Genomic DNA, 24339 nt, shown 5'->3' on the forward strand with positions numbered 1-24339 from the left:
GGGGTCGAGGGCACCCAGAACCGCACTGTGTGCATCAAGTGCCCTACCTTGTTGGTAAGGGTGATGCGGTACAAGGTGGCGTGCTGGACAATCGGAAACCGATCCGACGGACTCGCTACGGCGATTTAACCCAGCCTTTATCGAGCAAGGCGTCTACTCTGCTGACGATTTTCTCGTAGCCTGCGCCGTTCGGCGCCCATGTGGACCAGTAGATTGAGATCTCGAACGTTAGGGTTTCAGGGGAGTCTCTCCCGATCCGAATCTCAATCGGTGGATGAATGACTGCTGAGCCCGCAGGCCCAGAAATCCAGAATCCGTTCTCTTTTTGTTCGATGCGTTGTTGTGCAATGTCTGTCCCGACTCGCAGCCCGACGGAGCCCTTGTATGTGAGCTCCGGGTCGTCGGGCAGTCGCACCGCTGTTGACCTGAATCGCATCTCCTGCCAGCCAATTTCCAACTCCGGTCGATCGTTGGGCTGCCTTTGTAGCGCTCCTTGTGTGAATTGGTGCGAAGTGGCCTCGTTGATCTCGTCGGTGGTGGTCACTTGCTCATCAACCCAGCAAGGGGAAAAGTCAACCTCGGTCGGAATTTCATGCTGTCGTAGCATCATGTATTTTGGTGCGCGTGAAGGCTTTTCGATCGCCAGGTCGAAATCGTTCATCCAATATGTCGTCCAAAGTTCCATGGTTAGTGGTACGCAGAATTCCGCCGAGAAATCGAAAACGGATCCTAGTGCGATTTTCGCGAGATTCAGCTGGCTTGGCATTTCGTCAAACTCCCTCTCCAGGGAGATGAAGTATCCTGGGAAGTCGCGCATTGCTGCATATGCTGTCATGCTCGAGTCCATCCGCTCTCGGTTCGTACCAGTTCTGCGATCACTCCGGTGTCCGGATCCACGAAGGTTATCCGATCCAATTTGTCGGTGTCTTTAATCGCGGTCAGGTTTTCCTTGATTTCGTCAAATATGTTTGTAGGGCTGTGGGGGGTGTGGTTCCCGTCCTTCATGGTCATGTTTTTAGTTCCGTCGGGAAGTACTTCTGTGGTGTTCCCCTTCTTTGTTTTTCGGTAGACGTGAAGTTTGAGATAAATGCTGAGTTCGCATGGGCGCGGGATGGGTGCGCCAGCTCTTTCACGCTTCCCCATTTTCTCGGCGCCATGTTTGATTGCTTCGGTTACATCACCTTTTGTTTTGAGTAGTTTAGCCAGGGAGGTTACTTCCACTCGCAAGGATATCGGTTTTCCGCGTGGTGCGACCCCGAGGTCAAACTCTGATAGATGGTTGCCGTCTGGCCCCAGGGGGGCGTCGGTTTCCAGGGCTGCATGAATTACGTGGTTTGGGTATGCCTCTATGAGTCGCTTGGCTTCACGCATTTCATGCAAGACATCCTGCTCGAATTGCTCATTCGTCTTGTCTTTATGGAACTCTAGCCAGTTGTCCAGGTCGACCACCTCCGAAGCTGTTGGCCCAAGTATGGCCTCGGCCTGACTGCGACGTTCCGGGATGGTCGTGCGTTGCTCAGGAGTGTCTCCTGGAGCGCCAGCAGGTTCCTCGGGAGCGCGGCGCTGGGTAGCTGAGGGCTCGTGTGCGGGGCGTTTCGTGGAGGTGCCGTGGTCCGACTGGTTATGCGTGGACTTCCCGCTGGCGGACGGTCGGCGCTCGGCGTCTGCGGGTCGCCGGTCGGGGCTGAGGGGGATGGCGTGGACGCCGTGGTCGCCGTTGTAGAGGGGTTTGTTGCTGCGGGCTCCGGTTTGGGGGTCGGCGTAGGTGATGTTGCCGTTGTGGTTGATGACGTTCCAGGCGTGGGAGCGGCCTGCGGAGTCGGTGGTGATGATGACGGCCTGGGAGCCGTGGCCTTCGTTTCGGAGGGTGTTTTCGAGGCGGGTGTAGGCGTCGTGGCCGTCGCCGTAGTCACGGAAGCGCGTGCCTAGGGTGTTCTCCATGCGGTCGCGGCCGTTGGTTTCGCCGCGGTCGGAGGGGGTGCCGTCGGGGTTGAGGTCGGGGGTGCGGGGTGCGGCGACGGTGGGGCGGCCGGAGTAGGTATCTACGAGGGAGAGGGCGGCGTCGGGGCAGTTGTTTGCGCGGCCGGGGTCGTTGTGGTTCCGGCCGTTGACGTTGTTGAGCCAGTCGCCGTCGTTGGGGTCTGGGTGGCGTTGAGGGGTGCCGTCGGGGTTGCGCGGGAGGCTGTTGTCCAGGGCCTGTTGGTCGGCCGGGTCCGGGCGCAGGACGCCGCCTGGGTCGACGTCGTAGGGGCGGGTGTCGGAGGCGGGGGTAGGAGCTTCGTGCTGTGCGGTGCTCGGGTGGTGATCTGGGTGCTGAGCGGGGGTGTCCTGGTCCGGCCTCTGGGTGGCGTCGCCCTCGTCGCGGTGGTCTGCGCCGGAGGTGTTCTGGTCGGTGTTCTCGTTGGTGACGTGGTCCGCCGCGGGGCCGGCAGCGTCAGCTTCCGGCGTGTGGGTGGGTTGGTTGCTCGTTGGGTCTGCGGCCGGGCTTTGGTGGTGCGGGGCCTGCGAGGGGGGTCGGGTGCTGGGTGTTTCGGGTGTCAGCGAGCCATATCTCAACGGGTTTTCATGGCGGAGCGTGTCGGCGAGGTAACGCGAGGCGTCCGCACCGGGGTTGCCCGGTGTGGCTTCGCGTTGGCTCGGGAGAGGGGACGAGTCCCGCTGGTCGACGCGCGCATCAGCGGGCTTGGGTAGGGCCCGGTTCTTGTGGATCGGCTGACGATCGGCATCCAGAGGGATGTAGACGACTTGCTTGGCGTTCAGGTTGATCGGGGTTTCGCTGACCACTCCGCTTTGGCTGTCAACCCAGATGATCTTGCCGTGGTGATTGACGGCGTTGAACACATGGCCGCCGCCCTTGGGCCAGCTGACTCCCACTACCGCCGCGGAACCGTGTCCAGCCCGGAGAAGATCCCGGGCGACTCGGTCGTAGGCGCGGGGAATGTCCGTGCCGCCATTGGCATGCCGGGCTCCCGCCCAGCGTTCCATGTTCCTGAAGGAGTCGCGCTCCCCTGTGCGGGCGGGTGTGCCGTCAGGGTTGGTGTCCAGGGTACGCGGTGCGGAGACTTGGGGGTTTCCGTACCAGGTCTCCAGGAAGGAACGTGAGCAATCGGCACAGTTGTTGGACCTCCCTGGCATTCCGAAGCCGCCATCGTTCTGGAGTTGGCCCCAGGGATCGAAGGGATCGGCAAATCGTTGGGGGGTGCCGTCGGGATTGCGCGGGTGGGCATTCTCGAGCGACTGCTGGTCGTTGGGGTGGGGCTGAAGCAGACCGGCAGGGTGATGGTTCAGGTCGTTCCGGATGTTGCCCAGGCTCTCTGCACCCTCTGCCCGGTCGCTGCGCGGTGCCTGCGGTTCGGAGTTCCTGTCCACCACCGGCGGCTGGGCCTGGTGAGGCACGGATCGACCAGCTTCCGGCTGTCGCTGGCCCTCCGGGTGGCCGGGGTCGGGCCGTTGGGCCGGGTTCTGGTCACGGCGACCGGACTGATCGGGCTGCTGGCCTCTCTCCCCGGAGGCAGGGCTCTGCGTCCGTGGGTCGGCGCCTGAGTACTCGAAGTTCGGAGAGTTCCGAGGGCCGTTCGAGCGGACATTTTCTGGCCGACCGCGCTGTTGGTCCGGACGTGCGGCCTTGGCCTGTCCGGGACGCTGTTGCTGCGCGATCTGCTGACGCTGGGGAGTCTGCTCGTTCGGTCGAGGGATCTGCTGGTTCCGGGCCGGCCGTTCGGCCCGAGGCGTTTGCTGTTGGCCCTGACGGTTCCGGTTGGGGAGTGCTCCGTCGCGACGGGGGTCGTAGGCGGGCCGGTCCGGGGTGGGGCGCTGGGTGACGTCACGGTTCGGCTGGGAGCCGTCGGGGCGGCGGTTGGGGCGCTGCGCGGGATTGCTCGTGGTCGGGGTGGCGCCACGGGGTGTGGAGGTGGTGGGACCGCCCTGGGGCGGGATGCCGGGGGTGCCCATCATCGGGCCGGGGGTGGGCGAGGCGGGCTGGGACTGCTGGGGTGTGTTGGGGGCGGAGTCGGGGGTGTGTTGGGTGCGTGGGGGGAGGGTCGCCGTGCCTGCGGATTCGGTGGAGAGGGTGGGGTTGTGGGAGTCGTCCACGGTGGGAATGGGGTCGCCGGGGGCCGGGTCGCGTTGCTGGATGGGCTGGCCCGCTGATGGCGTGTGGTGTACGGGGGCGCCCTGGGGTGGGGTGCTGACGTGCGGCATGGCGGGGCGGCCGCCGCCGGTCTGGGAGTTGTCCCCGTTGGCGGGGGTGTTGGCGGGGCTGTCGTGGGAGGCGTTGGGGTTGTCGCCGTGGGAGGGCGGGTTGCCGGGTGCCTGGGGTACCGGGTCGGGGGTCGGTGAGGGGGGCGGCGACTGAGGTGTGTCCGGGGTGGGGGAGTGGTGCTCCGGGGCGGGCTGGGGGCTGGTGGGGGCAGGGCGGGCTGCGTCCGGGGTGTTGTCGTGAGCCGGCTGGGTGCTGATCGGGTCCGAGTCTGGGCGGGCGGAGTCGGGGGTGTTGTCCCGTGCAGGCTGGGTGCTGATCGGGTCTGCGTCCGGGCGGGCCGTGTCTGGAGTGTTGTCCCGTGTGGGATGGGTGCTGGTCCCGTCCGCGTCGGGGCGGGCTGCGTCCGGGGTGTTGTCGTGAGCCGGCTGGGTGCTGATCCGGTCCGTGTCAGGGCGGTTGGCGTCGGAGGTGTTGTCAGGCGTTGGCTGGGTGCCCGTCGGGTCCGAATCCGGGCGTGCGGGGTCTGGTGTGGGACCGGATTCGGGAGTGGAGTTCGAGTCGGGCGTGGCGCCCGAATCGTGAGGGGGGCCGGAGTCGGGGTTCGGCGCCGGGTCCGGGGTGGGGCTTCCGTCGGGGGAGCCGGACGCACCGTACGGGTTGTGGTCGCTGCCCCGGTAGCCCTCGTCGAAGGGGGAGCGCTGGTCCTGGGGCGGGAGGGGCTGGGCCGGGGGGCGGTTGTGCGTGGACTCCGGGGCGTCGGGCTGGTTGGGGGTGTTAGGGCTGCTGCCGGTTGTGCCTGCGTTGTCCGAGGCGCGTGGGGTGTGGGTGGCGGGGCCGCCGTTGTCCGAGCCGCTGCGGTCGCCGCTTCCTGCACTGCTGTTGTTGTTGCCGGAGTCGGTGGAGGTGTTGCCGGAACCGTCGGAACCGCTGTTGCTGTTGCTGCCCGAGTTGGTTTCGGAGGTGCCCCCCGAGTCATTGTCGCCGCGGCCTGAGCTGCTGTTGTCCCTGCTGTTGCTGGTGTCGGATCCGCTGTCGGAGTTGGTGGTGCTGTCGCTGTCGCTTCCGGAATCGCCGTCTTCGTGGTCGCGGCCTGCTGCGCTGTCGAGCCCACCACGGGCCCGGTGGCCGGCGCGGTGGCCGGCGCCGTCGCGGAGGGATTCGCCGAGCGTTTCACCAGAGTTTTTGACGGCGTCGCCGAAGGCCTCGGCGCCGGCCTTGGCGGTGCGGCCGAGGCTGTAGCCGTTCTGGGCGCCGAAGTTCTGGTTGACGGTCTGGGCGATCAGGTCGGAGGCGATGGCCTCCAGGGCGGAGACGAAGGGTTCCTTGATGACCTCGAGGACGGCGTCGAGGAGTTGTTTGGCGGCTTCTTTGATGAGGCGGCGGACGACTTCGCGGGTGGCGAGAGTGGCGGCCGCGCCGCCTATTTCGGACAGGCCCAGGGTGAAGGGCGCGGCGACCTGAGCGGCGATGATCTCGGCGGCGAGGATGGCCAGTTGGACGATGACGGCGATCTTCATGCCGATGACGAGGGCAGCGGCGGCCTCGAAGGTGAAGGCAATCGCTTCGGCCGCCTGCTTGGCGTCGTCGAAGTAGCCGGACCCGCCGGAGAACTTCTCCCAGGTCTTGCTGAAGCCTTCGATGGAGTCGCCGGCGTTCTGGGCCAGGACGTTGCCGGCGATCCGGGCCCCGGTGGACTCGTGTCCCTCGACCTCGGAGGCGAACTGGCGCCAGGCGTTGGCGCATTCGATGAGTTTGTCCTCGTCTGCGGTCGGCCAGTTGAAGCCGAGCATCTCCAGGATCCACTCAAGGGAATCCGGCAGCATGACAGACAAGGTGAAGCCCCCCGTGTAACAGCGTCACGTGACGGCTGTGATGTGACGCCTGTGATGTCTTTGGTGATCTGCGGTATACGGCGGGGCGAGAGGAGGCTTCCTGGCCTCCCCGCCCTTCAGCTTGGGTGGTGAGATCAGTTCCTGTGGACGGTCTGGGACGTCATGCGGAACTCCTGCTTCGGAGCGTTCGGGCCCTCCAGGTCGGCGACGTGCTGTTTCATCAGCGAGTCGTTGAAGTCCTCGTTCTCGCCATGGTGCTTGGACATGGAGGTCAGCGCCTTGCCGATTTCCTCGAGCTTGGCCGCGATATGGCCCATGGACTCGTTCATGCCGTCGCGCAGGCCCTCGTAGACGACACCGAACTTCTCGCCGAGGTCGTCATCGCCCCACGGCGGCGAGTCGGCCTTGCTGTCCAGTGTCGTCATGCCACTCCAGAGCTGCTCACCGAACGACTTCTCCGGCGGAGCCGAACCCTGCTTCTGCTGCATCTGCTGTTCGCGGGACGGCAACGGACCCGCGTTCAGGGCGTGCAGGCTGAGCATCAGGCGCCGCAGCGATTCGTGGTAGTCCTCACCCAGCTTGACGAAGTTGGTGCCCTCGGACTTCAAGGACTCCACATCGGTCTGAAAGCCGCCTGCCCCTGCCACAACATCCCCCCAGGTTGGTCGTGGTCACTCCATCATTAGCTCTCGCGGGTGAGCATAGTGGAGGGTGCTGACAGCTCGGCAGGTACCGCTGCGGGCAACACGCTCGCCTTCCGCCGTTCTGATGCCGGCGTCCGATGGAGGCATGCCGGGGCGCTGCTGAGCGGTGGGCCGCCTGCCCGCGGGGAAGCCGACGATGCGAGGTGACCACCGGCGAGTTCATGGCCGGACGCGGGGCGTCTGACGACGGCCCGCCTCGCTCTCCGTGATCTTGCCTGCTCGTGCCCGGCCAGGAGCCGTGTGGTCCGTCCTTCCGCTCATCGCGCAGTTGGCGCTGCTCAGGTGTGGCGACGGTACCGCGTGCGGTAGAGCTCGATTGCCGACTCGGGAGGGAAATTGGGGACGTAGGAAAGGGCCCCGTCAGCTTTGGCGATGACCAGGTTGCTGCCGCCGTAGCTCAGTTCTGTGAAGGGGTCTTCCACTGGGGGGAATTCGGCGTAGATGAGGTAGCCGATGTCGAATTCTTCGACGTGGAGGGGCGCAGGGGAGCCGTCTTCCCAGAGCGGCTGGAAGCGGGTGCGAGCAACCGCCAGTGCTTCCTCGGCGCTGGCCGGTACAGGGACGAATTCGGGCTGTGTCATCGGACCCTTCTTCATGCTGCTGCGGCGTGAAGCTGCTGATGCGTCAGGCCGTATGGCGTTCACTGGGGATGTGTTGCGGTACTGCCGGAGCGTTGGCGACGCCCAGCGCGGGATGGAGACCCTGCTCAGGGGGGTGTCGGTTTGCGATGCGTACCGCCACTCCTGCCGGAGTTTTCCGTACTGCGTCGGTGGTCACTCACCCCTTGCATCCTGCCCCATGGTGCTGACCGGACAGAAGGCTCCCCCCAGCACATCGTATGGCGCAGGGCCCCTCCCCGAATGGACGGCTGCCTTCCCGCCCGTCACACGGATCTCTCGCCGCCTCACGCGAAATTGACCTCCGCAAGCCAGAAGTCCAGCAGTTCCGCATTCCCTTGGATCTCGAACGTGCCGGTGTCGGCGGCCTGCCGGCCATAGATCAGCAGCAGGAGGTCGGTCAGGGGAGCGCTGACCGAGACCGCGGCCGGTTCGGTGGAGTGGCGCCAGCTGAGGGTGTCGCCGGTGAGGTCGACGAGCCAGTTGGCGGTGGCTTCGGGTGGGGTGTCGGTGGCGTGGAAGTGGAGGGTGCGCCCGGGGCCGAGGAGGTCGCGGCGTTCGGGGTGGTAGTCGAACATTTCGGGGAGGGAGCCGAGTTCCATCCATTCGTCGAGGGCGTCGAGGGCGACGCGCGGGGTGATGGCGAAGTCCGTGTCGAGGGTGAGGGTGGCGTCGGCCCGGTGGATGACGGTCTCGTGGGCCATGCGGCGCGCGAAGAAGCGGGTGGTGCCGGAGGAGGAGGGGAGGGGCGTCCAGATCTGGGTGTCGGGGCCTGCGGTGCGGAGGGTGTCGGCGAGCTGTTGGGCGCCTGCGGTGAGCCAGGTGGCAAGTGCGGCCGGGGTGTCGGTGGTGTCGCGGGGGAGGACGCGGAGCGCGGTGTCGGGCGGGGGTTGGGTGGCCCTGGTCCGCACGATCTCCTCGACCCAGCGGTGGACCTCGCCCAGATGCCGTAGCAACTGGGCGAGGTTCCAGTCGGGGCAGGAGGGGACGGAGGCGGAGAGGTCGGTGCCACCGGCAGGCTCCGTGCCCCTGACCGGCCCCGTGGTGTGGGTGAGGGTGAGGGTGGAGGCCAGCAGATTGGCCTGGTGGGCGATTTCGGTGCAGTGGTCGTCGTAGCTCAGCGTGAGAGTCATGTTCCTCACGGTAAAGGGACCCACTGACAATGGGTCGTCACGCCTCGGCCCGCCGGCCCGCCCGCCGGCCCGCCCGCCCCCCGGCCCGTCCCCCCGGCCCGTCCCCCCCCGGCCCGTCCCCCCGGCCCGCCCCCCCGGCGTGTCACCTCCCCCGAGAAGCCGCCTCGAGCCGGAACCGCAGTCGGCAGATGGCCGCATCCGTGTCGCGGCGGACCGCATGCGCCACGACCGCCCCGCGCTGGTTCTGCAGCAGGCGCTGCCACAGGTGGGCGGGTTCGGCCTCGGGGATGAGGACGGTGACGCGGGTGGCGGGCCGATGGGTGGTCAGGTCGCGTACGTAGTCGGCTATGGGGCGGCCGATGGAGCGGGTGGGGGAGGGGAGTTCGAGGAGGTCCACGCCGGGGTTCCACAGTTCCCAGTCGCGGCGCAGGGCCTCGGCGGCGGGGCGGTCCTCGGGGGCGGGGTGCGTGACGGTGACCGCGACCACCTCGTCGCCCAGGGACACCGCCGCGTTCAGGGCCTCGGAGGTGAGGAGGGAGAGGTGGGACACGGGGACGATGACGAGGGAGTGGGCAGCGCGGGGCGGTTCGGGGACGCGGCCCAGGGCCAGGCGTTCGCCGATCCGGGCGTAGGCGCGGTGGACGGCCTCGAAGGCGAGGACCAGGAGGGGGAGGGCGATGACGATCAGCCAGGCGCCCTCGGTGAACTTGGTGGCCGTCACGATGACGGCCGAGACGCCGGTGAGCAGAGCGCCGAAGCCGTTCAGGGCGGCCTTGGCCCGCCGGCCGGGGGAACGCTCGCGGCGCCAGTGGCGGACCATGCCCACCTGGCAGATGGTGAAGCCGACGAAGACCCCGATGGCGAAGAGGGGGACGAGGGTGTTGACGTCGCCGCCGGAGAAGACGAGGAGGGCCGCCGCTACGGCGGCGAGGGCCAGGACGCCGTGGCGGTGGACCTGGCGGTCGGCCTTCAGGCCGAAGACATGGGGGAGGTAGTTGTCGCGGGCGAGCAGGCTCATGAGGACGGGCAGGCCGCCGAAGGAGGTGTTCGCGGCCAGCGCCAGGAGCACCATGGTGGCGAACTGGACCACATAGAAGGCCCAGTTGTGGCCGAGCGACGCGTCCGCCAGCTGGGCCAGGACGGTGACGCCCTCGACCGGCTGGAGAGGGAAGCGGCCGATGAGGACGGACAGGCCGATCAGCATGACGCCGAGGAGGGCACCGAGGGCGACCTCGGTGCGCTGGGCGCGCCGGGGGGCCGGGGCGCGGAAGGACGGCACGGCATTGGCGACCGCCTCGACGCCGGTCAGCGCCGAGCAGCCGGACGCGAAGGCCTTGAGGAGCAGCAGGGCGCCGACGGAGGTCGCGTGGTGGGCCAGGACGGAGGCGTGGCCGTCGGCCGTGACCGTGGAGGCCGGGGCGTCCCGGAAGAGGCCGACGGCCACCATGGTGAGGATGGACGCGATGAAGACCGCGGTGGGGACGATGAACACCTTCGCCGAGTCGACGATGCCGCGCAGGTTGACGGCGGTGATCAGGACCAGGACGGCGAGGCAGATCCACAGGCGGTCGCCGTAGAGGGCGGGGAAGGCGGAGGTGAGCGCCGCCACGCCCGCGGTCACCGATACGGCGACGTTCAGGACGTAGTCGAGGATCAGGGAGGCGGCCGCCACCAGGGCGGTGCGGCGGCCCAGGTGGGTCCTGGCGACCGCGTAGGAGCCGCCCCCGTCGGGGAAGGCGGCGATCACCTGGCGGTACGAGGCGACCAGTACGGCGAGGAGGGCGGCGATGGCCAGGGTGACGGGGAGGGTGAAGCCGAGGCCGTAGCCGCCCGCCGCGGCCAGGACCAGCACGATCGCCTCGGGCCCGTACGCGACGGAGGCCATCGCGTCGAGGGAGAGGGCGGCCAGGCCCTGGAGGGCGGTGAGCCGGTGGCGCTCGTCGGGCTCGGCGCCGGTGGTGGCGGTGGCCGGTTGCCCTTCGGGCGGCGCGCCCGGCGTCGCGGCCTCGGTGGCGGTATCCGGCGGTTCCTCGGGCCGGCCGTCGGGCTCGGACACGATCGACATCGTTCGTCGTACCTCCGTGCGGTACTGGGTGGGACCAGCACAGCGTGTGCGGTACGGAGGCGGTCCGCTCGCCGCCCTGGCGTCCCCTTGGCGGGCGAGGGGGCGTTCCTGACGAATTCTTGACGGCGAGATCGGGAGGAGGGGGGAAGCGGGGGCGCACCGAGCGGCGGCAGGTCCGCGGTACGCGCCGGGAGAACTGCGCGCCGCGTTCTCCTGTACGGCCGGACTGCTTGCCCGCATGCTGCTCGTCGACCTCGCCAACGGCACCCGCACGCCGCCGCGCATGCTGTGCTGGACGGCCGTCGCGCTGGTGCTCCTCGCGGCCCTCTGCCCGCCACGGTTGACGGCCGCCGGGCACCTGCTGACCTCCCGCGGCCTGCTGCGTACCCGTCGGGTCCGTACGGATCTGCTCGTCCTCGTCCGCCACAGCGACGGGACGGCACCGCGGCCGGGGGAGGACTGACGTACCACCGGTGGGCCGACCGCCGGAGCACCGACCTACCGGTGGGCCGACCTGCCGATGGGCCGACCTACCGGACGGCCGACTGCCGGGTCTGACCTACCGGAGCACCGACCTACCGGACGGCCGACTCCCGCCCCCCGAACTCGTACCGCACCCCCGTGCACTCCTCGGAGACGGCCCACAGCCGCTCACCCACCGCATCCTTCTTCGTCCACGGCGCCCGGAAGGACGGCGCCGGCGCGCCCCGCAGCCCGCTCCTCGGCCCGACAAAGGAGTCCGGCCGCATGTGCGGGGCGGTGGCCGCGCAGAGCGTGCCCAGGGCGCCGCCGTCCGCGGGCTGGGCGATCAGGCGGTTGCCCAGATCGATGACCCGCTCGGCGGAGGAGCGGCCCTCCATACGGGCGCCCGCCGTCTGGAGATTGGTGGCGGCATAGCCGGGGTGCGACGCGGCCGCGACGACCTGCGAGCCGGCCGCCGCCAGGCGGCGGGACAGCTCGCGGGTGAAGAGGAGGTTGGCGCTCTTGGAGCGGGCGTAGGCGACCCAACGCCGGTAGGTGCGCTCGCTGTTGAGGTCGGAGAAGTCGATGTCTGACAGGGCGTGCAGCATGCTGGAGACGGTGACGACGCGCGCGCCCGGGGTGGCGAGGAGCTTGGGCAGCAGCAGGCCGGTCAGCGCGAAGTGGCCGAGGTGGTTGGTCCCGAACTGCATCTCGAAGCCGTCGGCGGTCGTGCGGTACGGCAGCGCCATCACGCCCGCGTTGTTGATGAGCAGGTCGAGGCGCTCGCCGTCGAAGGTGTCCAGGCCGGCCGCGAAGTCCCGTACGGAGGAGAGGTCGGCCAGGTCGAGGGGGCGGAACTCGGCCTCCGCGGTGGGGACTTCGGTGCGCAGACGGTCCAGCGCGGCAACACCGCGCGCCTCGTTGCGGCACGCCAGCACCACACGGGCGCCGCGCCGCGCCAGTTCGCGGGCGGTGACATAGCCGATGCCGCTGTTGGCGCCCGTGACGACGACCGAGCGGCCGGTCTGGTCGGGGATGTGGCTGGTGTTCCACCGGGTCACGCCGTACTCCTCGGTAGGGGAGCACCAGCGTACGCCTCAGGGGTCACGCGCCTCCGGCCGGTCGGGGGCCGCCCGCCGCCGGCCGGCCGCCGGTCAATCCCCTTCCGCCAGGTGCTTGATGGCCGTCAGCCGGGCGTCCCAGTCGGCGGCGACCCGGTCCATCCACCGGGCGGTGACCCCCAGCCGCTCCGGTATGACCCGGTAGCGGGACTCGCGGCCCTCCCGGTGGCCGGCGACGAGGCCGGCCCGGTCGAGGATGCCCAGGTGTTTGACGATGGCCTGGCGGCTGACCGGCAGTTCCGCCGCCAGGGCCGTGGCGGTCGCCTCGCCGCGGTCCGCGAGGGCGTCGAGTATCCGCCGACGGGTCGGGTCCGCCAGCGCGGACAGCACCTCCGCCACGGTGTCTGCGGGTGCGTCGGGCCGCTGCGTCATGCCGCGAGCCGCTCCGCGTACCGCTTGATGTTCTCGACCTGCCCGGACCAGCCCTCGGAGTGGCTCTCGTACGAGGCGGTCTTGGTGCGCTCCTCGGGGATGTGGAGGCCGGCGAAGCCGGTCTCCGTCACGCGCAGCCGGGTGCCGTTGCCTTCCGGGGTGAGGGTGAACTCGACGAGGGTGGAGTTGCGCTCGGTCGCCACCTCGCCGGGGTGCGCGCTGGCCCATCGGTACGAGAAGTGGTGCGGCGGGTCCACCTTCACGATCACTGTCGGGAACTGGCCGTACTCGCCGTGATCGAGGTGCATGATGCCGCCCGGTCGCAGATCGACCGGGGTCGGCTCGCCCTGCCCGAACCACGAGCCGACGTGCTCCGGCTCGGTCAGCACCGCCCAGCCGCGCTCCACGGGCGCCGCGATGGTGATCTCCCGCTCGATGCGGTCCTTGTTGGTCATGGGATGGCCTCCCGCCGTGTCATGACATCGCTTATGTGCTACTCGATGGTTGCACGTTACGGCGGGAGGTGCAACCAAAGGGTTGCGCAATCAATCAGGCGCCGTCGCCGCCCTGCGTCCGCACCCGGTACGCCGGTACGGACACCGACGGGTCGTCCAGGCAGTCCCCCGTAGCGAGATCGAAACGCTGCTTGAGCAGCGGCGATGCCACGAACGGGCGGTCCGCGACGGAGCCCGTCAGACCGCGGGAGAGGACCTGGGCGCCGGTGAACGGGTCGCGGTTGCCGATGGCGTACGCGCGGCCGCCGCGGTCGACGAAGAGGGCGACCTGGGTGCCGTCGGGGAGGAGGGCGGCGACGCCGCGTCCGGGGATCAGATCGTCCAGGGCGCAGACGGCGAGCCAGCCGTCGGGGCCGTGGATCTCGACGGTGACGGTAGCGGTGGCGACAGCGGTGGTCATCAGACAGAGGTCCCTTCCAGGGGGCGGGCGGAGTCCAGGGTGCGTACGGGCAGGGTCGGCCCGGCCAGCAGCGTCAGGTCCGGCTTGACCTGGTCGCGCTCCGGCACGAACTGGACCGACGGGTCCGGGGCGTCCGGCGCGTTGACGAAGGAGACGAAGCGGGCCAGGCGCTCGGGGTCGTTGAGGGTCTCGGCCCACTCGTCGCGGTAGTGCGTGACGTGCTCGGCCATCAGCGCCTCCAGCTCGTCGCACAGCCCCAGCGAGTCATGGACGACGACCTCGCGTACGTGGTCCAGGCCGCCCTCGATCCGCTCCAGCCACGCGGAGGTCCGCTCCAGGCGGTCGGCGGTGCGGATGTAGAACATCAGGAAGCGGTCGATCAGACGGATCAGTTCCGCGTCGCTCAGGTCCTGGGCCAGCAGATCCGCATGCCGCGGGTCCGCGCCGCCGTTGCCGCCCACGTACAGGTTCCAGCCGTTGGAGGTGGCGATGACGCCGAAGTCCTTGCCGCGCGCCTCCGCACACTCCCGCGCGCAGCCGGAGACCGCGGACTTGAGCTTGTGCGGCGAGCGCAGGCCCCGGTAGCGCAGCTCCAGGTCGATGGCCATCCGGACCGAGTCCTGGACGCCGTAGCGGCACCAGGTCTGGCCGACGCAGGACTTCACGGTGCGCAGCGCCTTGCCGTAGGCGTGGCCCGACTCGAAGCCGGCGTCCACCAACCGGGCCCAGACCTGCGGCAGTTGGTCGACGCGGGCGCCGAAGAGGTCGATCCGCTGACCGCCGGTGATCTTGGTGTAGAGGCCGAAGTCGCGGGCCACCTCGCCGATCACGATCAGCTTCTCAGGGGTGATCTCGCCGCCGGGGATGCGCGGCACGATCGAGTACGAGCCGTTGCGCTGGAGGTTGGCGAGGAAGTGGTCGTTGGTGTCCTGGAGGGCGGCCTGTTCGCCGTCCAGGATGTAGCCGTCGGCGCCGACGGACGGTGCGAGGGAGGCGATGATGGAGCCGATGGTGGGCTTGCAGATCTCGCAGCCGTCGCCGTTGCGCGCCTCCGGGCGGCCGTGCGAGGCCAGCAACGCCTCGTACGAGGTCAGCCGCAGCGTGCGGACGATCTCGTAGAGCTCGGCGCGGGTGTGCGGGAAGCAGCCGCACAGGCCCTTGTCGATGCTGACGCCGCTCGCCTCCAGCTCGTCGTTGACGAGGGTGGTGAGTGCCTTGACGCAACTGCCGCATCCGGTACCGGCCTTGGTGCACTTCTTGACCTCGGGCACGGTGCCGCAGGAGTGCTCGGTGACCGCGCCGCGGATCGCGCCCTTGGTGACGTTGTGGCAGTTGCAGATCACCGCGTCGTCGGGGAGGGCGGACGGGCCGAGGGCCACCGGTGCGCCGGCTCCGGCGGGCAGCACCAGCTGCTCGGGCGCGACCGGCGGGATGCTGCCGGTCAGCGGGCGCAGCATGCCGTATGCCTCGGCGTCGCCGACCAGGACACCGCCCAGCAGCTCGCCCTCCTGCCCGATCACCAGCTTCTTGTAGACGCCGCTGCGGGAGTCGGCGTAGACGACGTCCAGGCAGCCTTCGGTGGCGCTGTGGGCGTCGCCGAAAGAGGCCACGTCCACACCGAGCAGCTTGAGCTTGGTGGAGAGATCGGCGCCGGTGAAGCTGCTTGCCTGCCCGGCGATGGTGTCGGCGACCGTACGGGCCATGTCGTAGCCGGGCGCCACCAGGCCGTAGACCCGGCCGTCGCTCGCCAGCGCGCACTCGCCGATCGCGTAGACGGCGGGGTCGCTGGTCACGCACTGCTCGTCGATGACGATGCCGCCGCGCTCGCCGACGGACAGGCCGCAGTCGCGGGCGAGCTGGTCGCGGGGGCGGACACCGGCGGAGAAGATGACGAGGTCGGTGTCGATACGGGAGCCGTCGGACAGGTCCATGGCCGCCACCGCGCCCACCGAGTCCGTCACGATCTCCTTGCCGCCGACGCCGGTGTGCACCTCCAGGCCCATCTCCTCGACGGTACGGCGCAGCGCGCTGCCGCCGCCCTCGTCCACCTGGAGGGCCATCAGCCGGGCGTTGAACTCCACGATGTGGGTGCGCAGTCCGAGGCCCTTGAGGGCGCCGGCCGCCTCCAGGCCGAGCAGTCCGCCGCCGACGACCACACCGGTGGCGGCGTTCTTGGCGTACTCCTCGATGGCGAGCAGATCCTCGATGGTGCGGTAGACGAAGCAGCCCGCGCTGTCCTTGCCGGGCACCGGCGGTACGAAGGGGTACGAGCCGGTGGCCAGCACCAGGGTGTCGTAGGTGAGCGTCAGGCCGGAGCGGGCGGTGACCGTGCGGGTGGCGCGGTCGACGGCCGTGGCCGGGTCGCCCAGGTGCAGTTCGATGCCGTGCCGGTCCATGAAGTCCGGGGCGGTCAGGCTCAGGTCGTCCGCGGTGCGGCCGGCGAAGTACGAGGTGAGCTGGACGCGGTCGTAGGCGGGGCGGGGCTCCTCGCAGAGCACCACCACCCGGGCCCGCTCGGTGACGCCCCGGTCGGCGAGCTCCTCCAGGAAGCGCTGGCCGACCATGCCGTGTCCGATGAGCACGATGGTGGGGCGGGCGGTGTCGGTGGGGTTGGCGGCTGCGGCCATGATCAGAAGCCTCCGTCGGTGGTGAGCAGGTGGAGCAGCGGGGCTGCGGGGAGTGGTTCGTCGCCCTCCCAGGTACGGGCGAGCGCGCCGACAGTGCCGAGATCGCCGAGGAGGATGCCGCCGACCAGCCGGTTCTCGCGGACCACGACCTTGCGGTACGCGCCGCGGGTGGCGTCGGTGAGGTGGATGACGTCGTCCCCGGGAGCCGGGGTGGTCTCGCCGAAGGCGGCCAGGTCGAAGGGGGTGGTGGGGGTCTGGTGAGCGGCGAGGGTCAGCCGGGTCAGGACGCGCGTTCCCAGGTACGGGGTGGCGGGGCGGGGCCCGGTCAGGACGCGGGCCAGCGCATCGGCCTGCTCCTGGGCGGCGCCCGCCAGGCCGTACACCGTGCTGTTGTGCTCGGCGCAGTCGCCGATGGCGAAGATCCGCGGATCGCTGGTCCGCAGCGCATCATCGACGCGGATGCCCCGTCCGACGTCCAGGCCGGCCGCGCGGGCCAGCCCCGTCCGCGGCCGGACGCCGCAGGCCAGGACGACCAGCTCGGCGTCGAGGCGGTACCCGTCAGCGAGCTCCACGGCCCGTACGGCCCGTGACCCCGTCCGCTTCTCTGCCGCCGTGGTCTCGATACCCCGTACGCGGCACTCGGTGTGCACCTCGATGCCCAGCGCGGTCAGATGCTCGCGCAGCAGCGCCGCCGCGTCCGCATCGAGATGCCGCTCCATGAGGTGCTCGCCCTGGTGCGCAAGCACCACCTGGGCGCCGCGCCCCGCCAGCGCACGGGCCGCCGAGACGCCGAGCAGCCCGCCGCCGATCACCACCGCCGGTGTGCCGGGGCTCGCCGCGTCGGCCAGCGCCCGGCAGTCGTCCATGGTGCGGAAGGAGTGGACGCCGTCGGGGAGATCGTGTCCCTCCGGGGCGAAGAGGCCGCGCAGCGGCGGCAGGACGGGGTTGGCGCCGGTGGCCAGGACAAGGGCGTCGTACGGGATCTCCCGGCCGTCGTCGCACTGGACCCGGCGGGTGGCCCGGTCGAGGCGTACGGCGCGCACTCCGCCGCGCCAGTCCACCGTGTCACCCGGCGAGGGCAGCGCGATGACCTCCGGCGCATACCGGCCGGTGAGGACCTCGGCGAGCAGCACCCGGTTGTAGGGCCGGTCCGCCTCCTCACCGATGACGGTGACGTCGACGGGGTCCGCGCCGGCCGGCCCGGCCGTCAGCTGCCGGGCGAGCCGGGCGCCGGCCATCCCGCCGCCGATCACCACCACACGCGTTATCGAGGTCATGCCCGTCAGCCTGCGGCCCGGCTGTTACCCGCCCGCATCTCTTCTGTTTCCTTGGCGGAACGCTGCCCTCAGCGGCGGGGCGGCCGCCGTGTGAGGGGACGCCGTGATCGGAGCGTCATGCAGGAGTCATCGAAACGTGAGCGCCTATGAGTACGCGTACTCAGGAGGGCGAGGCTCCGTGCGTCCACTCTGTACGCATGAGTACGCACAGAGTTCCCGCGTTATCCGCCGCCGTACTGGTCACCGCCGTGCCGGTCGCCACCTGGGGCCTGCTGGGCCAGGACGATTACTCGGGCCTCCCACCGGCGCAGCTGGACCACGCCGTCGAGCCACTGGACCTTCCCCCCGGCCTGGACACCGCCCTCGGCGTGGCCGCCCTGCTGCTCGCGGGCGGGGCCGCGGCCCTGCTGGCCCGCGCCACGCGCCGCGGGACCTTCGCGCGCCACTGGTGGCAGGTGCTGACCCCGCTGATCATCGCCGGGCTGCTGGCCGGCTACGGCGTACGCGTACTGACCGCAGGGGTGGTCGGTGCCAACATCGGCGCCGGACTGATGGCAATGGCCGGTGGCCCGGTGCTGGCCGGACTGGCGCTGTGGGCCGCCGGCCGGGGGCTGTGGCTGGCCCGGCGAGAGGTCCGGCTCAGCCGCTGAGCCGCGCCGGGCACAGCCGCCGCGGCTGCGCATCCGATTGCAGCTTGGCGTCCACGCAGCCGCCCGGCAGCCCGTCATGCGGCCGGGTCCCGAAGTTGGCGGTGACGGTCAGCGCGCCGTCACCGAAGACCGTGCGCTGGACGGTGCGGTCGCCCGTCAGCCACCGGAAGGACGTCATCCGCTCGGTACCCGCGGCGCGGTGCAGCGGCGAGAAGTACTTCTGCAGCGCGGCGAGTTCGGGGCCGTGCTGCTTGATCGTCGGCCCGTCCAGGACGTAATTGAGCGGAGTGTTGTAGAGCATCGCCAGCAACGCGCGGGTGGTCTTCTGCCGTGGCAGCTTGTCGTACGACAGCTCCCAGCGCTCCGCATTGACCAGCGAACCGTGCAGCGCGGTCTCATACAGCGGAACGCGGTACTTCGGGTCGTACATGGCCGTGGCCAGGTCATCCGGCAGCTGCACCGGCTGGAAGAAATTCTTCGGCGCCTTCTGCGGAGCCCACCCGCCCCATTTCTCCTTGTCCCGCTCCAGCTTCCACAGCCCGTCGGCGACCGGTGTGCCCGAGCCGTGGTTGAAGGCCAGGACCTGGTGGGCCCACGCCTGCGCGGACTCCGAGCCCAGGACGAGATCCCGCGCCAGCCGCCGCATCCGGTCGAGCCGGTATTTCCGGTCCCCCGCCTTGGTCATCTCATGGCCCTTGCCGTGATCGCGGAACGCCTCCCCGGTCGCGTCCACGTCCAGGAAGTAGCTGTCAGCGCCGTTGGCGACCATCGTGTGGGTGCGGTCGGCCAGATAGTGCTTGCCCGGCTCGGCCTTCTCAAAGGCCCGCGAGCTGAGATAGCAGCCGCGGCCCCCGAACCCGGTCTCCGCCGTACCGTCCGCCTTCCGTATACAAAAGTCGGGATAGACCCGGCCCGGCCACTTGGCATTGGGACTGTCGGCGGACTTGGGATCCTGACCATTGGCGAACGAGTCGTACGGCCCGACCAGATAGCCCGCCTTCTTGGCCGCCCCGACGGCCTTGGCGTCCATCCCGTCCGGCCCCGCGTCGTAACCGAGCCACATCCGGTCCACACCCAGCTTCTTGAGCCGCTCGACCCCGGAGGCGGTACGGCCCTCGCCCCACACATACGCGTGGAAGGCGCCGAGCAGCTTGCCGTTGGCCGGGTTCTGCCGGATCTTCTCGCGGAGGCTGCCGAGTTGGCCGTGCTGGGAGAGGTACGAGCGGTAGTCGGCGGCCGGGGCGACAGGGTTGCCGTCGGTGAGGGCGAAGGTGATGTCGTAGTCGCGGGTGCCCTCGCCGGCGGAGAAGGCATGCGCGGCGGTGGCACGGAGGCGGCCCCCGCTGGAGGCGAAGCGGAGCGATGTGCCGATGTCGGTCGGGGCCAGATAGCTCACCCCATGGCCCCCATGGCCCTCTTGGCCGGCTCCCCCCTTCATCGAGTACCCCCACAGAGGCAGGGCCAGATCGCCGCCCACATCGGCCGTGCTGCCCGCCAGCCCGCCCTTCTCCCCGTTCCAGAAGGCGTCCCGTACGGGGATGTCCAGGCCCTCGCCGCGCGGCAGCTGCACGGCGGAGGCGGCGGGATCGGTGCCGGTCACCGGCCAGCTGACGGACCCGTCGCGGTCCGATCGCAGACTGATCCGCAGCCGCCCCCGCTCCGAACGGGCCGTCACCTTCAGCCCCTTGGCGGGGTAGCTCCAGCGCGCCCCCTCGTCCGTACGTGTCACGGGCCCCGGCTTTCCGAGCCCGCCCCCGGCCGCCTCCGACAGCACCAGCCGCCGCCCGTCACCGGTGCGCGCGGTCACCGCCAGGGAGGTGGTGTCGACGACCGCGGTGCCGCCGGCGACGGGAATCTCGAGGCGTCCGCCCTTGAGGGCCGTTCCGGCGGCGGCGCTGTCGCAGCCGGTGACGCCGAGAGCGGTGGCGGTCAGCGCGAGGGAGGCGGCGATCGCTCGGGTCGCGGCCCGGGTGGTGGCTCGGGGGATCTTGGATGTCATGCGTCCTGGATAGTGACCGGGGCTAAGAACCTTCTAAGAAGACCTTCCAAGAAGCCGAGTTACGGAGTGACGGAGCACCGCCGTGTGAAATGAGGACGCAGCGGAGATCACGCTCAGGCCGCCTGTAAAGGGTGTTTCAGGCAGAACCGTCGGCAGTCGGCGAGCAGGCCGGGGCGCCTTCTATAGCCTTCTTTCCCTCCGCTAAGGTGTCGCAGGTTCAGCAAGATCTATTCGGGGGAATTTTCTATGACGACCCGTCATTCCCGCCTGCGCGGAATTCAGTTGGCCGCCGCCGTAAGCGCGGCGTTGCTCGCTCTCACCGGCTGCAACGACAACGGCTCCGCCGGTGACAACGACGCCGGCGCGCAGCACAAGGGCCAGGACAAGGGCCAGGACAAGGCCCCTGGCGGCGAGAGCTCCGCTCCGTCGCCCTCCGCCACCGCCTCCTCGGGCGCAAGCTCCGCCCCTTCGTCACCGGGCACCGGCTCCACTGCCTCGGCGACCCCCGCTGCCTCGGCCGCCCCCACCGCCTCGGCCGCCGCCTCAGGGAAGTCGCCAAGCGGCGCCCGCTGGACCTCCAACGACAAGAGGGTCAAGGTCCTCAAGTGCGCGGATCCCGTCTCCACGACCGTCTTCGTGGACAACACCGACAGTAGTGGCGCCGATCTGCCCCTCACCATCAAGGTCAGGATTGTTTCCCAGACCGGTGAGGAGATCGAGACCGACAAGGGTTTCGTCGCGGCCTCGGCAGGCGAGACTGCGACCAAGACCATCGAAATGGGTGCCATCAACCGGGCCTCCGAGGTAGCCCTCTGCGAGGTAAAGGCCTCGGTCTACTAAACGACAGGGACGGGGACGCCGCTCACGGGAAACAATCCGGCCGGCGTCCCCACCCCGATCAGTAGCAACCGTTGGTTTGTTCCCATGGGGCTGGACATCACGGTCATGACGGTCGACTGGCATCGCCTGGAGGAGATCCCGGCCGACGAGCGGCTGGACCGGCTGCACGAGGAGTCGTACGAGGACTCGTACGAGGCGGCCATCGACGCGGGCTGGTTCTGGCCTCCGTCCGACGACCACCCCTGGTGGGGTATCTACGAGTTCCGGAACACCCTCGGCTCGTACAAGCCCCACTTCTGGGCGGGCGACGCCTGGGACGACGCACGGGAACACGCCGAACCGGAACTGCGCCGCGCACTGGACGGCTTCCTCGCCGGGGTGGGCGTCTGGAGCTGGGGTCCCGAAGAGGACGAAGAGGAAGACCACTCCTCGAGCACCGGCGCCTGGCAATCGGAGCTGCTGCTCTGCCGCCCGCCGGCCGACATCCCCGCTCTGGCCGCCCTGTGGGCCCGCGCCGAGCCGCTCCTGAACGGGCTGCGCGAGCCCTTCGACACCCATGCGGCGCGCGGCCCGGGACACTGGATCCCGGACCACGCCGCCTTTGCGTCGCTCCTGCGCGCCTGGGGCGAAGTCGTCGGCGAGGCCGACCGGCGCGGGTGGGGCGTCGTCGGCCTCAAGTACTGAGGGCCACGGTCACGCAGAGGCCGTAGGAGTGGCGGCCAGCCGCCGCGCCGCCAGCTCCGCGTACGCCGCCGTTCCGTCCGCCAGCACCGCATCGTCGAACTCGGCGAGCGGGGAGTGGTTGTTGGGGCTGCGCTCGTGGTCGGCGCCGGCCGGCGGCGCACCGAGGAAGATCATCGCGCCGGGGACCTCGGCCAGCACCCGGGAGAAGTCCTCGGAGCCCGGCAGTGGCTGCTGCTGCGGCGCAAACCGCTCCTCGCCCAGCGCCTCGCGGACCGCGTCCGCCACGAAGGCCGCCTCGCCGTCATCGTTGACGGTCACCGGATATAGCGCCGTGAACTCCGCCTCCACGCCCACCCCGTACGCCGCCGCAATGCCCCGGCACACCTCCACCGTGCCGTCCTTGACCCGCGCCTGGGCGGTGGGCGAGAAGCTGCGTACGGTCGCCTGGAACTCCGCGGTCTCCGGGATGACGTTGGTCTGCGTCCCGGCGTGGAAGGTACCCACCGTCAGGACCACCGGGTCAAAGACATCGAAGGTACGGGTGATCCACGCCTGAAGCGCCGTCACCATCGCACACGCCGCCTGCACCGGATCCTTGGCGCGGTACGGCATCGAGCCGTGCCCGCCCTCGCCGCGAACCGTCACCCGCAGCACATTGGACGCGGCCATCGCCGTGCCGCCGCGGGTGCGGAAGACGCCGCTGGGCAGCCCCGCCGACAGCACATGGATCGCATACGCCGCGACCGGCCGCTCCCCGGCCGCGTCCAGCAGCCCCTCGGCCAGCATGTGCCGCGCGCCGTCGAAGCCCTCCTCGCCCGGCTGGAACATGAACAGCACATCGCCCGCCAGCCGGTCGCGGTGCGCCGAGAGCAGTTTGGCGGCGCCGGTGAGCATGGTGGTGTGCAGGTCATGCCCACAGGCGTGCATCCGCCCGTTGTCGGCGGCGAAGTCCAGCCCGGTGCGCTCGGCGACCGGCAGCGCGTCCATGTCCCCGCGCAGGAGGACCGTCGGTCCCGGTCGGCCGCCCCGTAGCACCGCCGTCACCGAACTGAGCCCGTCCCCGGTGCTCACCTCCAGCGGCAGCCCGTCCAGCTCGGCCAGCACCGCCTCCTGGGTACGGGGCAGATCCAGGCCCAGCTCGGGGGTGCGGTGCAACGCGCGGCGCAGCCGTACGAGGTCGTCGGAGAGGGCACGGGCGTCGTCGCGGAGGTTCATGGGGCTCCTTACGTGGGGAGCTGCCCATTCTTGACGGCGGCGACGAACGAGGACCAGCCCGACGCGGGGAAGATCAGCGCCGGGCCGTCCGGATTCTTGCTGTCGCGGACGGGGACGAGGCCGTGGGGGTGGGTGAGGGCGCGGGAGAATTCGATGCAGTCCCCGCCGTTGCCCTCGCTGTAGGAGGACTTGACCCAGGCGAAGGTGCGGGAGAACTCGATGCATTCCCCGCCGTTGGCGTCACTGTACGACGACTTGATCCACTTGGTGGCGGTGAGATCCAAGTCGGGGCTCATGGTCGACACTCCTTCAGCAGAGTTTTGATCAGGGTCAGTGATTCATCCGGCGACAACGCATGTGCCCTCAGCAGATCATAGTCGTCGAGGGCGGCGTCGACCGTTTGTTCGGAGTCGTGCATCCTTCCTCCTACCCGGGTCTCCGTGTACAGCACCGTGCGGGAGTCCGTGAAGCGCAACACAGTGAAGGGCATAGTGGACGTGGCCGGAACACCCGTGGAGAACGGCGTGACTTGGAGTTCGGCGCGTGGAGAAGCGGCTACCGTCAGCAGGTAGTCGAACTGCCCTGCCATGACCTCGGTGTTACTGACGACGGTTCGCAGACACGCCTCATGAAGGATGACCCACAGGCGCGAGGAACCGTTGCCCTCGAACACCTCGCGCCGTCGTCGCCGCGCGGCAACTTTGTCTTCGATTGCCTCCGCACTTGCCCGAGGGTTGGATACGCGGCAGACGGCCCGAGCGTAGTCCTCCGTCTGGACTATGCCTGTCACGAGGTTCGTCTCGTACTTCAGGACCCGCGACGCCTTCCGCTCCAGATTGAGGTACGGGACGAACCAACTCGGGTGTTCCCCCTCATCAATCCTCCGCAGCATCCCTGCGAATAACTCGCCAGTCCCGAACGCGGTGTCGCAGCCCTTGGCGAACTTCTCGCTGGGCCTGTGCAGCGATCCGGACTCGACCTTGCAGACGTACCCCTCGGAGTAGCCCGTGGCCGTGCCCAAGTGCTTCTGCGTGATCTTGCGGGCGAGCCGTACCTGTCTGACGTCTCGACCGAAGCGCTGGAGCGGATTCAAGTGCTCGGACGGGGTCGTCTCGTCCAACGCTATGACCTCTCTTCATGTAAGTGCGCGCCGACAACGCGGCAGGTCGCTGACTTGAGCACTGCCGGTTCAAGCGGCCCCATTCTATTGCCCGTTGCGTTGTCCGCGTGACCGAATGGCTACATCCGGTGACCCAACCCAAGGAGTTGGCAACGTGACCCCCGCACGACTACTGCCATGGGCGAGCCCCGACGGCAAACCCTGCTTTCTCGTAGGCGACGGGACCGGCCTCGTATCCCGTCTCGCCGACGACGTCGAAGCGGTGCAGCTCGGCCTGGCCGCCGAACTCCTCGACGAGGCGCGGCGCTTCCTGCGGGAGCGGAAGTGGACGTCCGGCGAACTCCAGCTCCTGGCAGTTGAGTTGACCGAGGCGCTCACCGCAACGCACCGGGTCGCGGAGAGCCGGGGCGTCTTGATGTCGGCCGCCACCCCGGCCGCGGCGCGGGCGCTGAGGAGCGAGCCCAGTACGGCGATGCCCAGTGCGGTGCCCGTCTGGCGGGCGGCG

21 protein-coding genes are annotated in these 24339 nt (G+C 69.5%); 5 read left to right on the top strand and 16 right to left on the bottom strand.

Annotated elements, in window-relative coordinates:
• Positions 1 to 115: 115 nt before the first annotated feature.
• From AB0D04_RS21710 to AB0D04_RS21735, 6 genes are all read right to left on the bottom strand, one after another.
• Positions 116 to 835, bottom strand: coding sequence for a hypothetical protein (locus AB0D04_RS21710; RefSeq protein WP_362705650.1), 720 nt, complete (start codon positions 833 to 835; stop codon positions 116 to 118).
• Positions 832 to 6024: a toxin glutamine deamidase domain-containing protein gene (locus tag AB0D04_RS21715; RefSeq protein WP_362705653.1), complete on the bottom strand. Its 5193-nt coding sequence runs from the start codon at positions 6022 to 6024 to the stop codon at positions 832 to 834. Before AB0D04_RS21715 ends, AB0D04_RS21710 begins: the two co-directional genes overlap by 4 nt.
• A 143-nt stretch (positions 6025 to 6167) precedes the next feature.
• On the bottom strand, positions 6168 to 6650 hold the full coding sequence (locus tag AB0D04_RS21720; RefSeq protein WP_362705655.1) for a hypothetical protein: 483 nt from the start codon (positions 6648 to 6650) through the stop codon (positions 6168 to 6170).
• A gap of 365 nt (positions 6651 to 7015) precedes the next feature.
• Positions 7016 to 7318 (bottom strand): hypothetical protein, encoded by a 303-nt coding sequence (locus AB0D04_RS21725; protein ID WP_362705658.1) that lies wholly within the window; start codon positions 7316 to 7318, stop codon positions 7016 to 7018.
• Positions 7319 to 7641: 323 nt separating this feature from the next.
• Positions 7642 to 8487 carry a maleylpyruvate isomerase family mycothiol-dependent enzyme gene (locus AB0D04_RS21730; protein WP_362705661.1) on the bottom strand — a complete coding sequence of 282 codons (846 nt, stop codon included), beginning with the start codon at positions 8485 to 8487 and terminating at the stop codon, positions 7642 to 7644.
• 142 nt (positions 8488 to 8629) lie between these two features.
• Complete coding sequence (locus AB0D04_RS21735) at positions 8630 to 10552, bottom strand: APC family permease (protein WP_362705664.1); 1923 nt, start codon at positions 10550 to 10552, stop codon at positions 8630 to 8632.
• A gap of 238 nt (positions 10553 to 10790) precedes the next feature.
• Here AB0D04_RS21735 and AB0D04_RS21740 point away from each other — a divergent pair, with 238 nt between their 5' ends.
• Entirely contained in the window at positions 10791 to 11015 is a 225-nt protein-coding gene (locus AB0D04_RS21740; protein ID WP_362705666.1) for a hypothetical protein, read from the top strand.
• Positions 11016 to 11127: 112 nt separating this feature from the next.
• On the opposite strand, the gene AB0D04_RS21745 is transcribed toward AB0D04_RS21740, so the two are convergent.
• The 6 genes from AB0D04_RS21745 to AB0D04_RS21770 form a co-directional block, all read right to left on the bottom strand.
• Complete coding sequence (locus tag AB0D04_RS21745; RefSeq protein ID WP_362705669.1) at positions 11128 to 12075, bottom strand: oxidoreductase; 948 nt, start codon at positions 12073 to 12075, stop codon at positions 11128 to 11130.
• A gap of 93 nt (positions 12076 to 12168) precedes the next feature.
• On the bottom strand, positions 12169 to 12507 hold the full coding sequence (locus tag AB0D04_RS21750; RefSeq protein ID WP_362705671.1) for a metalloregulator ArsR/SmtB family transcription factor: 339 nt from the start codon (positions 12505 to 12507) through the stop codon (positions 12169 to 12171).
• Positions 12504 to 12962, bottom strand: coding sequence for an SRPBCC family protein (locus AB0D04_RS21755; protein WP_362705673.1), 459 nt, complete (start codon positions 12960 to 12962; stop codon positions 12504 to 12506). The genes AB0D04_RS21750 and AB0D04_RS21755 overlap by 4 nt, the downstream gene beginning before the upstream one ends.
• Positions 12963 to 13056: 94 nt before the next feature.
• Positions 13057 to 13422 (bottom strand): nitrite reductase small subunit NirD, encoded by a 366-nt coding sequence (gene nirD / locus AB0D04_RS21760; RefSeq protein WP_362705676.1) that lies wholly within the window; start codon positions 13420 to 13422, stop codon positions 13057 to 13059.
• The gene (nirB, locus tag AB0D04_RS21765; RefSeq protein WP_362705679.1) at positions 13422 to 16049 is read right to left on the bottom strand and encodes a nitrite reductase large subunit NirB; all 2628 of its coding nucleotides are present in this window, start codon (positions 16047 to 16049) and stop codon (positions 13422 to 13424) included. Before nirB ends, nirD begins: the two co-directional genes overlap by 1 nt.
• 2 nt (positions 16050 to 16051) lie before the next feature.
• Positions 16052 to 17326: an FAD-dependent oxidoreductase gene (locus AB0D04_RS21770; RefSeq protein WP_362705680.1), complete on the bottom strand. Its 1275-nt coding sequence runs from the start codon at positions 17324 to 17326 to the stop codon at positions 16052 to 16054.
• 197 nt (positions 17327 to 17523) lie between these two features.
• Here AB0D04_RS21770 and AB0D04_RS21775 point away from each other — a divergent pair, with 197 nt between their 5' ends.
• Positions 17524 to 17976, top strand: coding sequence for a hypothetical protein (locus tag AB0D04_RS21775; RefSeq protein ID WP_362705682.1), 453 nt, complete (start codon positions 17524 to 17526; stop codon positions 17974 to 17976).
• Here the strand turns inward: AB0D04_RS21775 and AB0D04_RS21780 are convergent.
• The gene (locus AB0D04_RS21780) at positions 17966 to 19975 is read right to left on the bottom strand and encodes a glycoside hydrolase (RefSeq protein WP_362705685.1); all 2010 of its coding nucleotides are present in this window, start codon (positions 19973 to 19975) and stop codon (positions 17966 to 17968) included. The two genes, AB0D04_RS21775 and AB0D04_RS21780, sit on opposite strands and share 11 nt — an antisense overlap.
• A 246-nt stretch (positions 19976 to 20221) precedes the next feature.
• Here AB0D04_RS21780 and AB0D04_RS21785 point away from each other — a divergent pair, with 246 nt between their 5' ends.
• Positions 20222 to 20815, top strand: coding sequence for a hypothetical protein (locus AB0D04_RS21785; protein ID WP_362705688.1), 594 nt, complete (start codon positions 20222 to 20224; stop codon positions 20813 to 20815).
• Positions 20816 to 20899: 84 nt separating this feature from the next.
• A complete protein-coding gene (locus AB0D04_RS21790) occupies positions 20900 to 21499 on the top strand; it encodes a hypothetical protein (protein ID WP_362705690.1) in 600 nt (199 codons plus the stop codon).
• 9 nt (positions 21500 to 21508) lie between these two features.
• Here the strand turns inward: AB0D04_RS21790 and AB0D04_RS21795 are convergent, their stop codons facing one another.
• Genes AB0D04_RS21795 through AB0D04_RS21805 form a run of 3 tightly spaced genes read right to left on the bottom strand, consistent with a single transcriptional unit; the run spans position 21509 to position 23834 of the window.
• Complete coding sequence (locus tag AB0D04_RS21795; RefSeq protein ID WP_362705692.1) at positions 21509 to 22714, bottom strand: M20 family metallopeptidase; 1206 nt, start codon at positions 22712 to 22714, stop codon at positions 21509 to 21511.
• Positions 22715 to 22722: 8 nt separating this feature from the next.
• A complete protein-coding gene (locus tag AB0D04_RS21800; RefSeq protein ID WP_362705694.1) occupies positions 22723 to 23010 on the bottom strand; it encodes a DUF397 domain-containing protein in 288 nt (95 codons plus the stop codon).
• Positions 23007 to 23834: a helix-turn-helix transcriptional regulator gene (locus AB0D04_RS21805; protein ID WP_362705696.1), complete on the bottom strand. Its 828-nt coding sequence runs from the start codon at positions 23832 to 23834 to the stop codon at positions 23007 to 23009. Before AB0D04_RS21805 ends, AB0D04_RS21800 begins: the two co-directional genes overlap by 4 nt.
• Positions 23835 to 23988: 154 nt before the next feature.
• Here AB0D04_RS21805 and AB0D04_RS21810 point away from each other — a divergent pair.
• A partial coding sequence (locus tag AB0D04_RS21810) for a hypothetical protein (RefSeq protein ID WP_362705698.1) occupies positions 23989 to 24339 on the top strand: 351 nt, incomplete at its 3' end.

It is taken from the genome of Streptomyces sp. NPDC048483 (assembly GCF_040651455.1).
Classification (GTDB): Bacteria; Actinomycetota; Actinomycetes; order Streptomycetales; family Streptomycetaceae; genus Streptomyces.

Bases quoted from the DNA above. Each gene is read 5' to 3' on its own strand.
- AB0D04_RS21710 (WP_362705650.1), bottom strand. From the start codon at position 835: ATGACAGCATATGCAGCAATGCGCGACTTCCCAGGATACTTCATCTCC.
- AB0D04_RS21715 (WP_362705653.1), bottom strand. From the start codon at position 6,024: ATGCTGCCGGATTCCCTTGAGTGGATCCTGGAGATGCTCGGCTTCAAC.
- AB0D04_RS21725 (WP_362705658.1), bottom strand. From the start codon at position 7,318: ATGACACAGCCCGAATTCGTCCCTGTACCGGCCAGCGCCGAGGAAGCA.
- AB0D04_RS21730 (WP_362705661.1), bottom strand. From the start codon at position 8,487: ATGACTCTCACGCTGAGCTACGACGACCACTGCACCGAAATCGCCCAC.
- AB0D04_RS21735 (WP_362705664.1), bottom strand. From the start codon at position 10,552: ATGTCGATCGTGTCCGAGCCCGACGGCCGGCCCGAGGAACCGCCGGAT.
- AB0D04_RS21740 (WP_362705666.1), top strand. From the start codon at position 10,791: ATGCTGCTCGTCGACCTCGCCAACGGCACCCGCACGCCGCCGCGCATG.
- AB0D04_RS21750 (WP_362705671.1), bottom strand. From the start codon at position 12,507: ATGACGCAGCGGCCCGACGCACCCGCAGACACCGTGGCGGAGGTGCTG.
- AB0D04_RS21755 (WP_362705673.1), bottom strand. From the start codon at position 12,962: ATGACCAACAAGGACCGCATCGAGCGGGAGATCACCATCGCGGCGCCC.
- nirD (WP_362705676.1), bottom strand. From the start codon at position 13,422: ATGACCACCGCTGTCGCCACCGCTACCGTCACCGTCGAGATCCACGGC.
- nirB (WP_362705679.1), bottom strand. From the start codon at position 16,049: ATGGCCGCAGCCGCCAACCCCACCGACACCGCCCGCCCCACCATCGTG.
- AB0D04_RS21770 (WP_362705680.1), bottom strand. From the start codon at position 17,326: ATGACCTCGATAACGCGTGTGGTGGTGATCGGCGGCGGGATGGCCGGC.
- AB0D04_RS21775 (WP_362705682.1), top strand. From the start codon at position 17,524: ATGAGTACGCACAGAGTTCCCGCGTTATCCGCCGCCGTACTGGTCACC.
- AB0D04_RS21780 (WP_362705685.1), bottom strand. From the start codon at position 19,975: ATGACATCCAAGATCCCCCGAGCCACCACCCGGGCCGCGACCCGAGCG.
- AB0D04_RS21785 (WP_362705688.1), top strand. From the start codon at position 20,222: ATGACGACCCGTCATTCCCGCCTGCGCGGAATTCAGTTGGCCGCCGCC.
- AB0D04_RS21790 (WP_362705690.1), top strand. From the start codon at position 20,900: ATGGGGCTGGACATCACGGTCATGACGGTCGACTGGCATCGCCTGGAG.
- AB0D04_RS21795 (WP_362705692.1), bottom strand. From the start codon at position 22,714: ATGAACCTCCGCGACGACGCCCGTGCCCTCTCCGACGACCTCGTACGG.
- AB0D04_RS21800 (WP_362705694.1), bottom strand. From the start codon at position 23,010: ATGAGCCCCGACTTGGATCTCACCGCCACCAAGTGGATCAAGTCGTCG.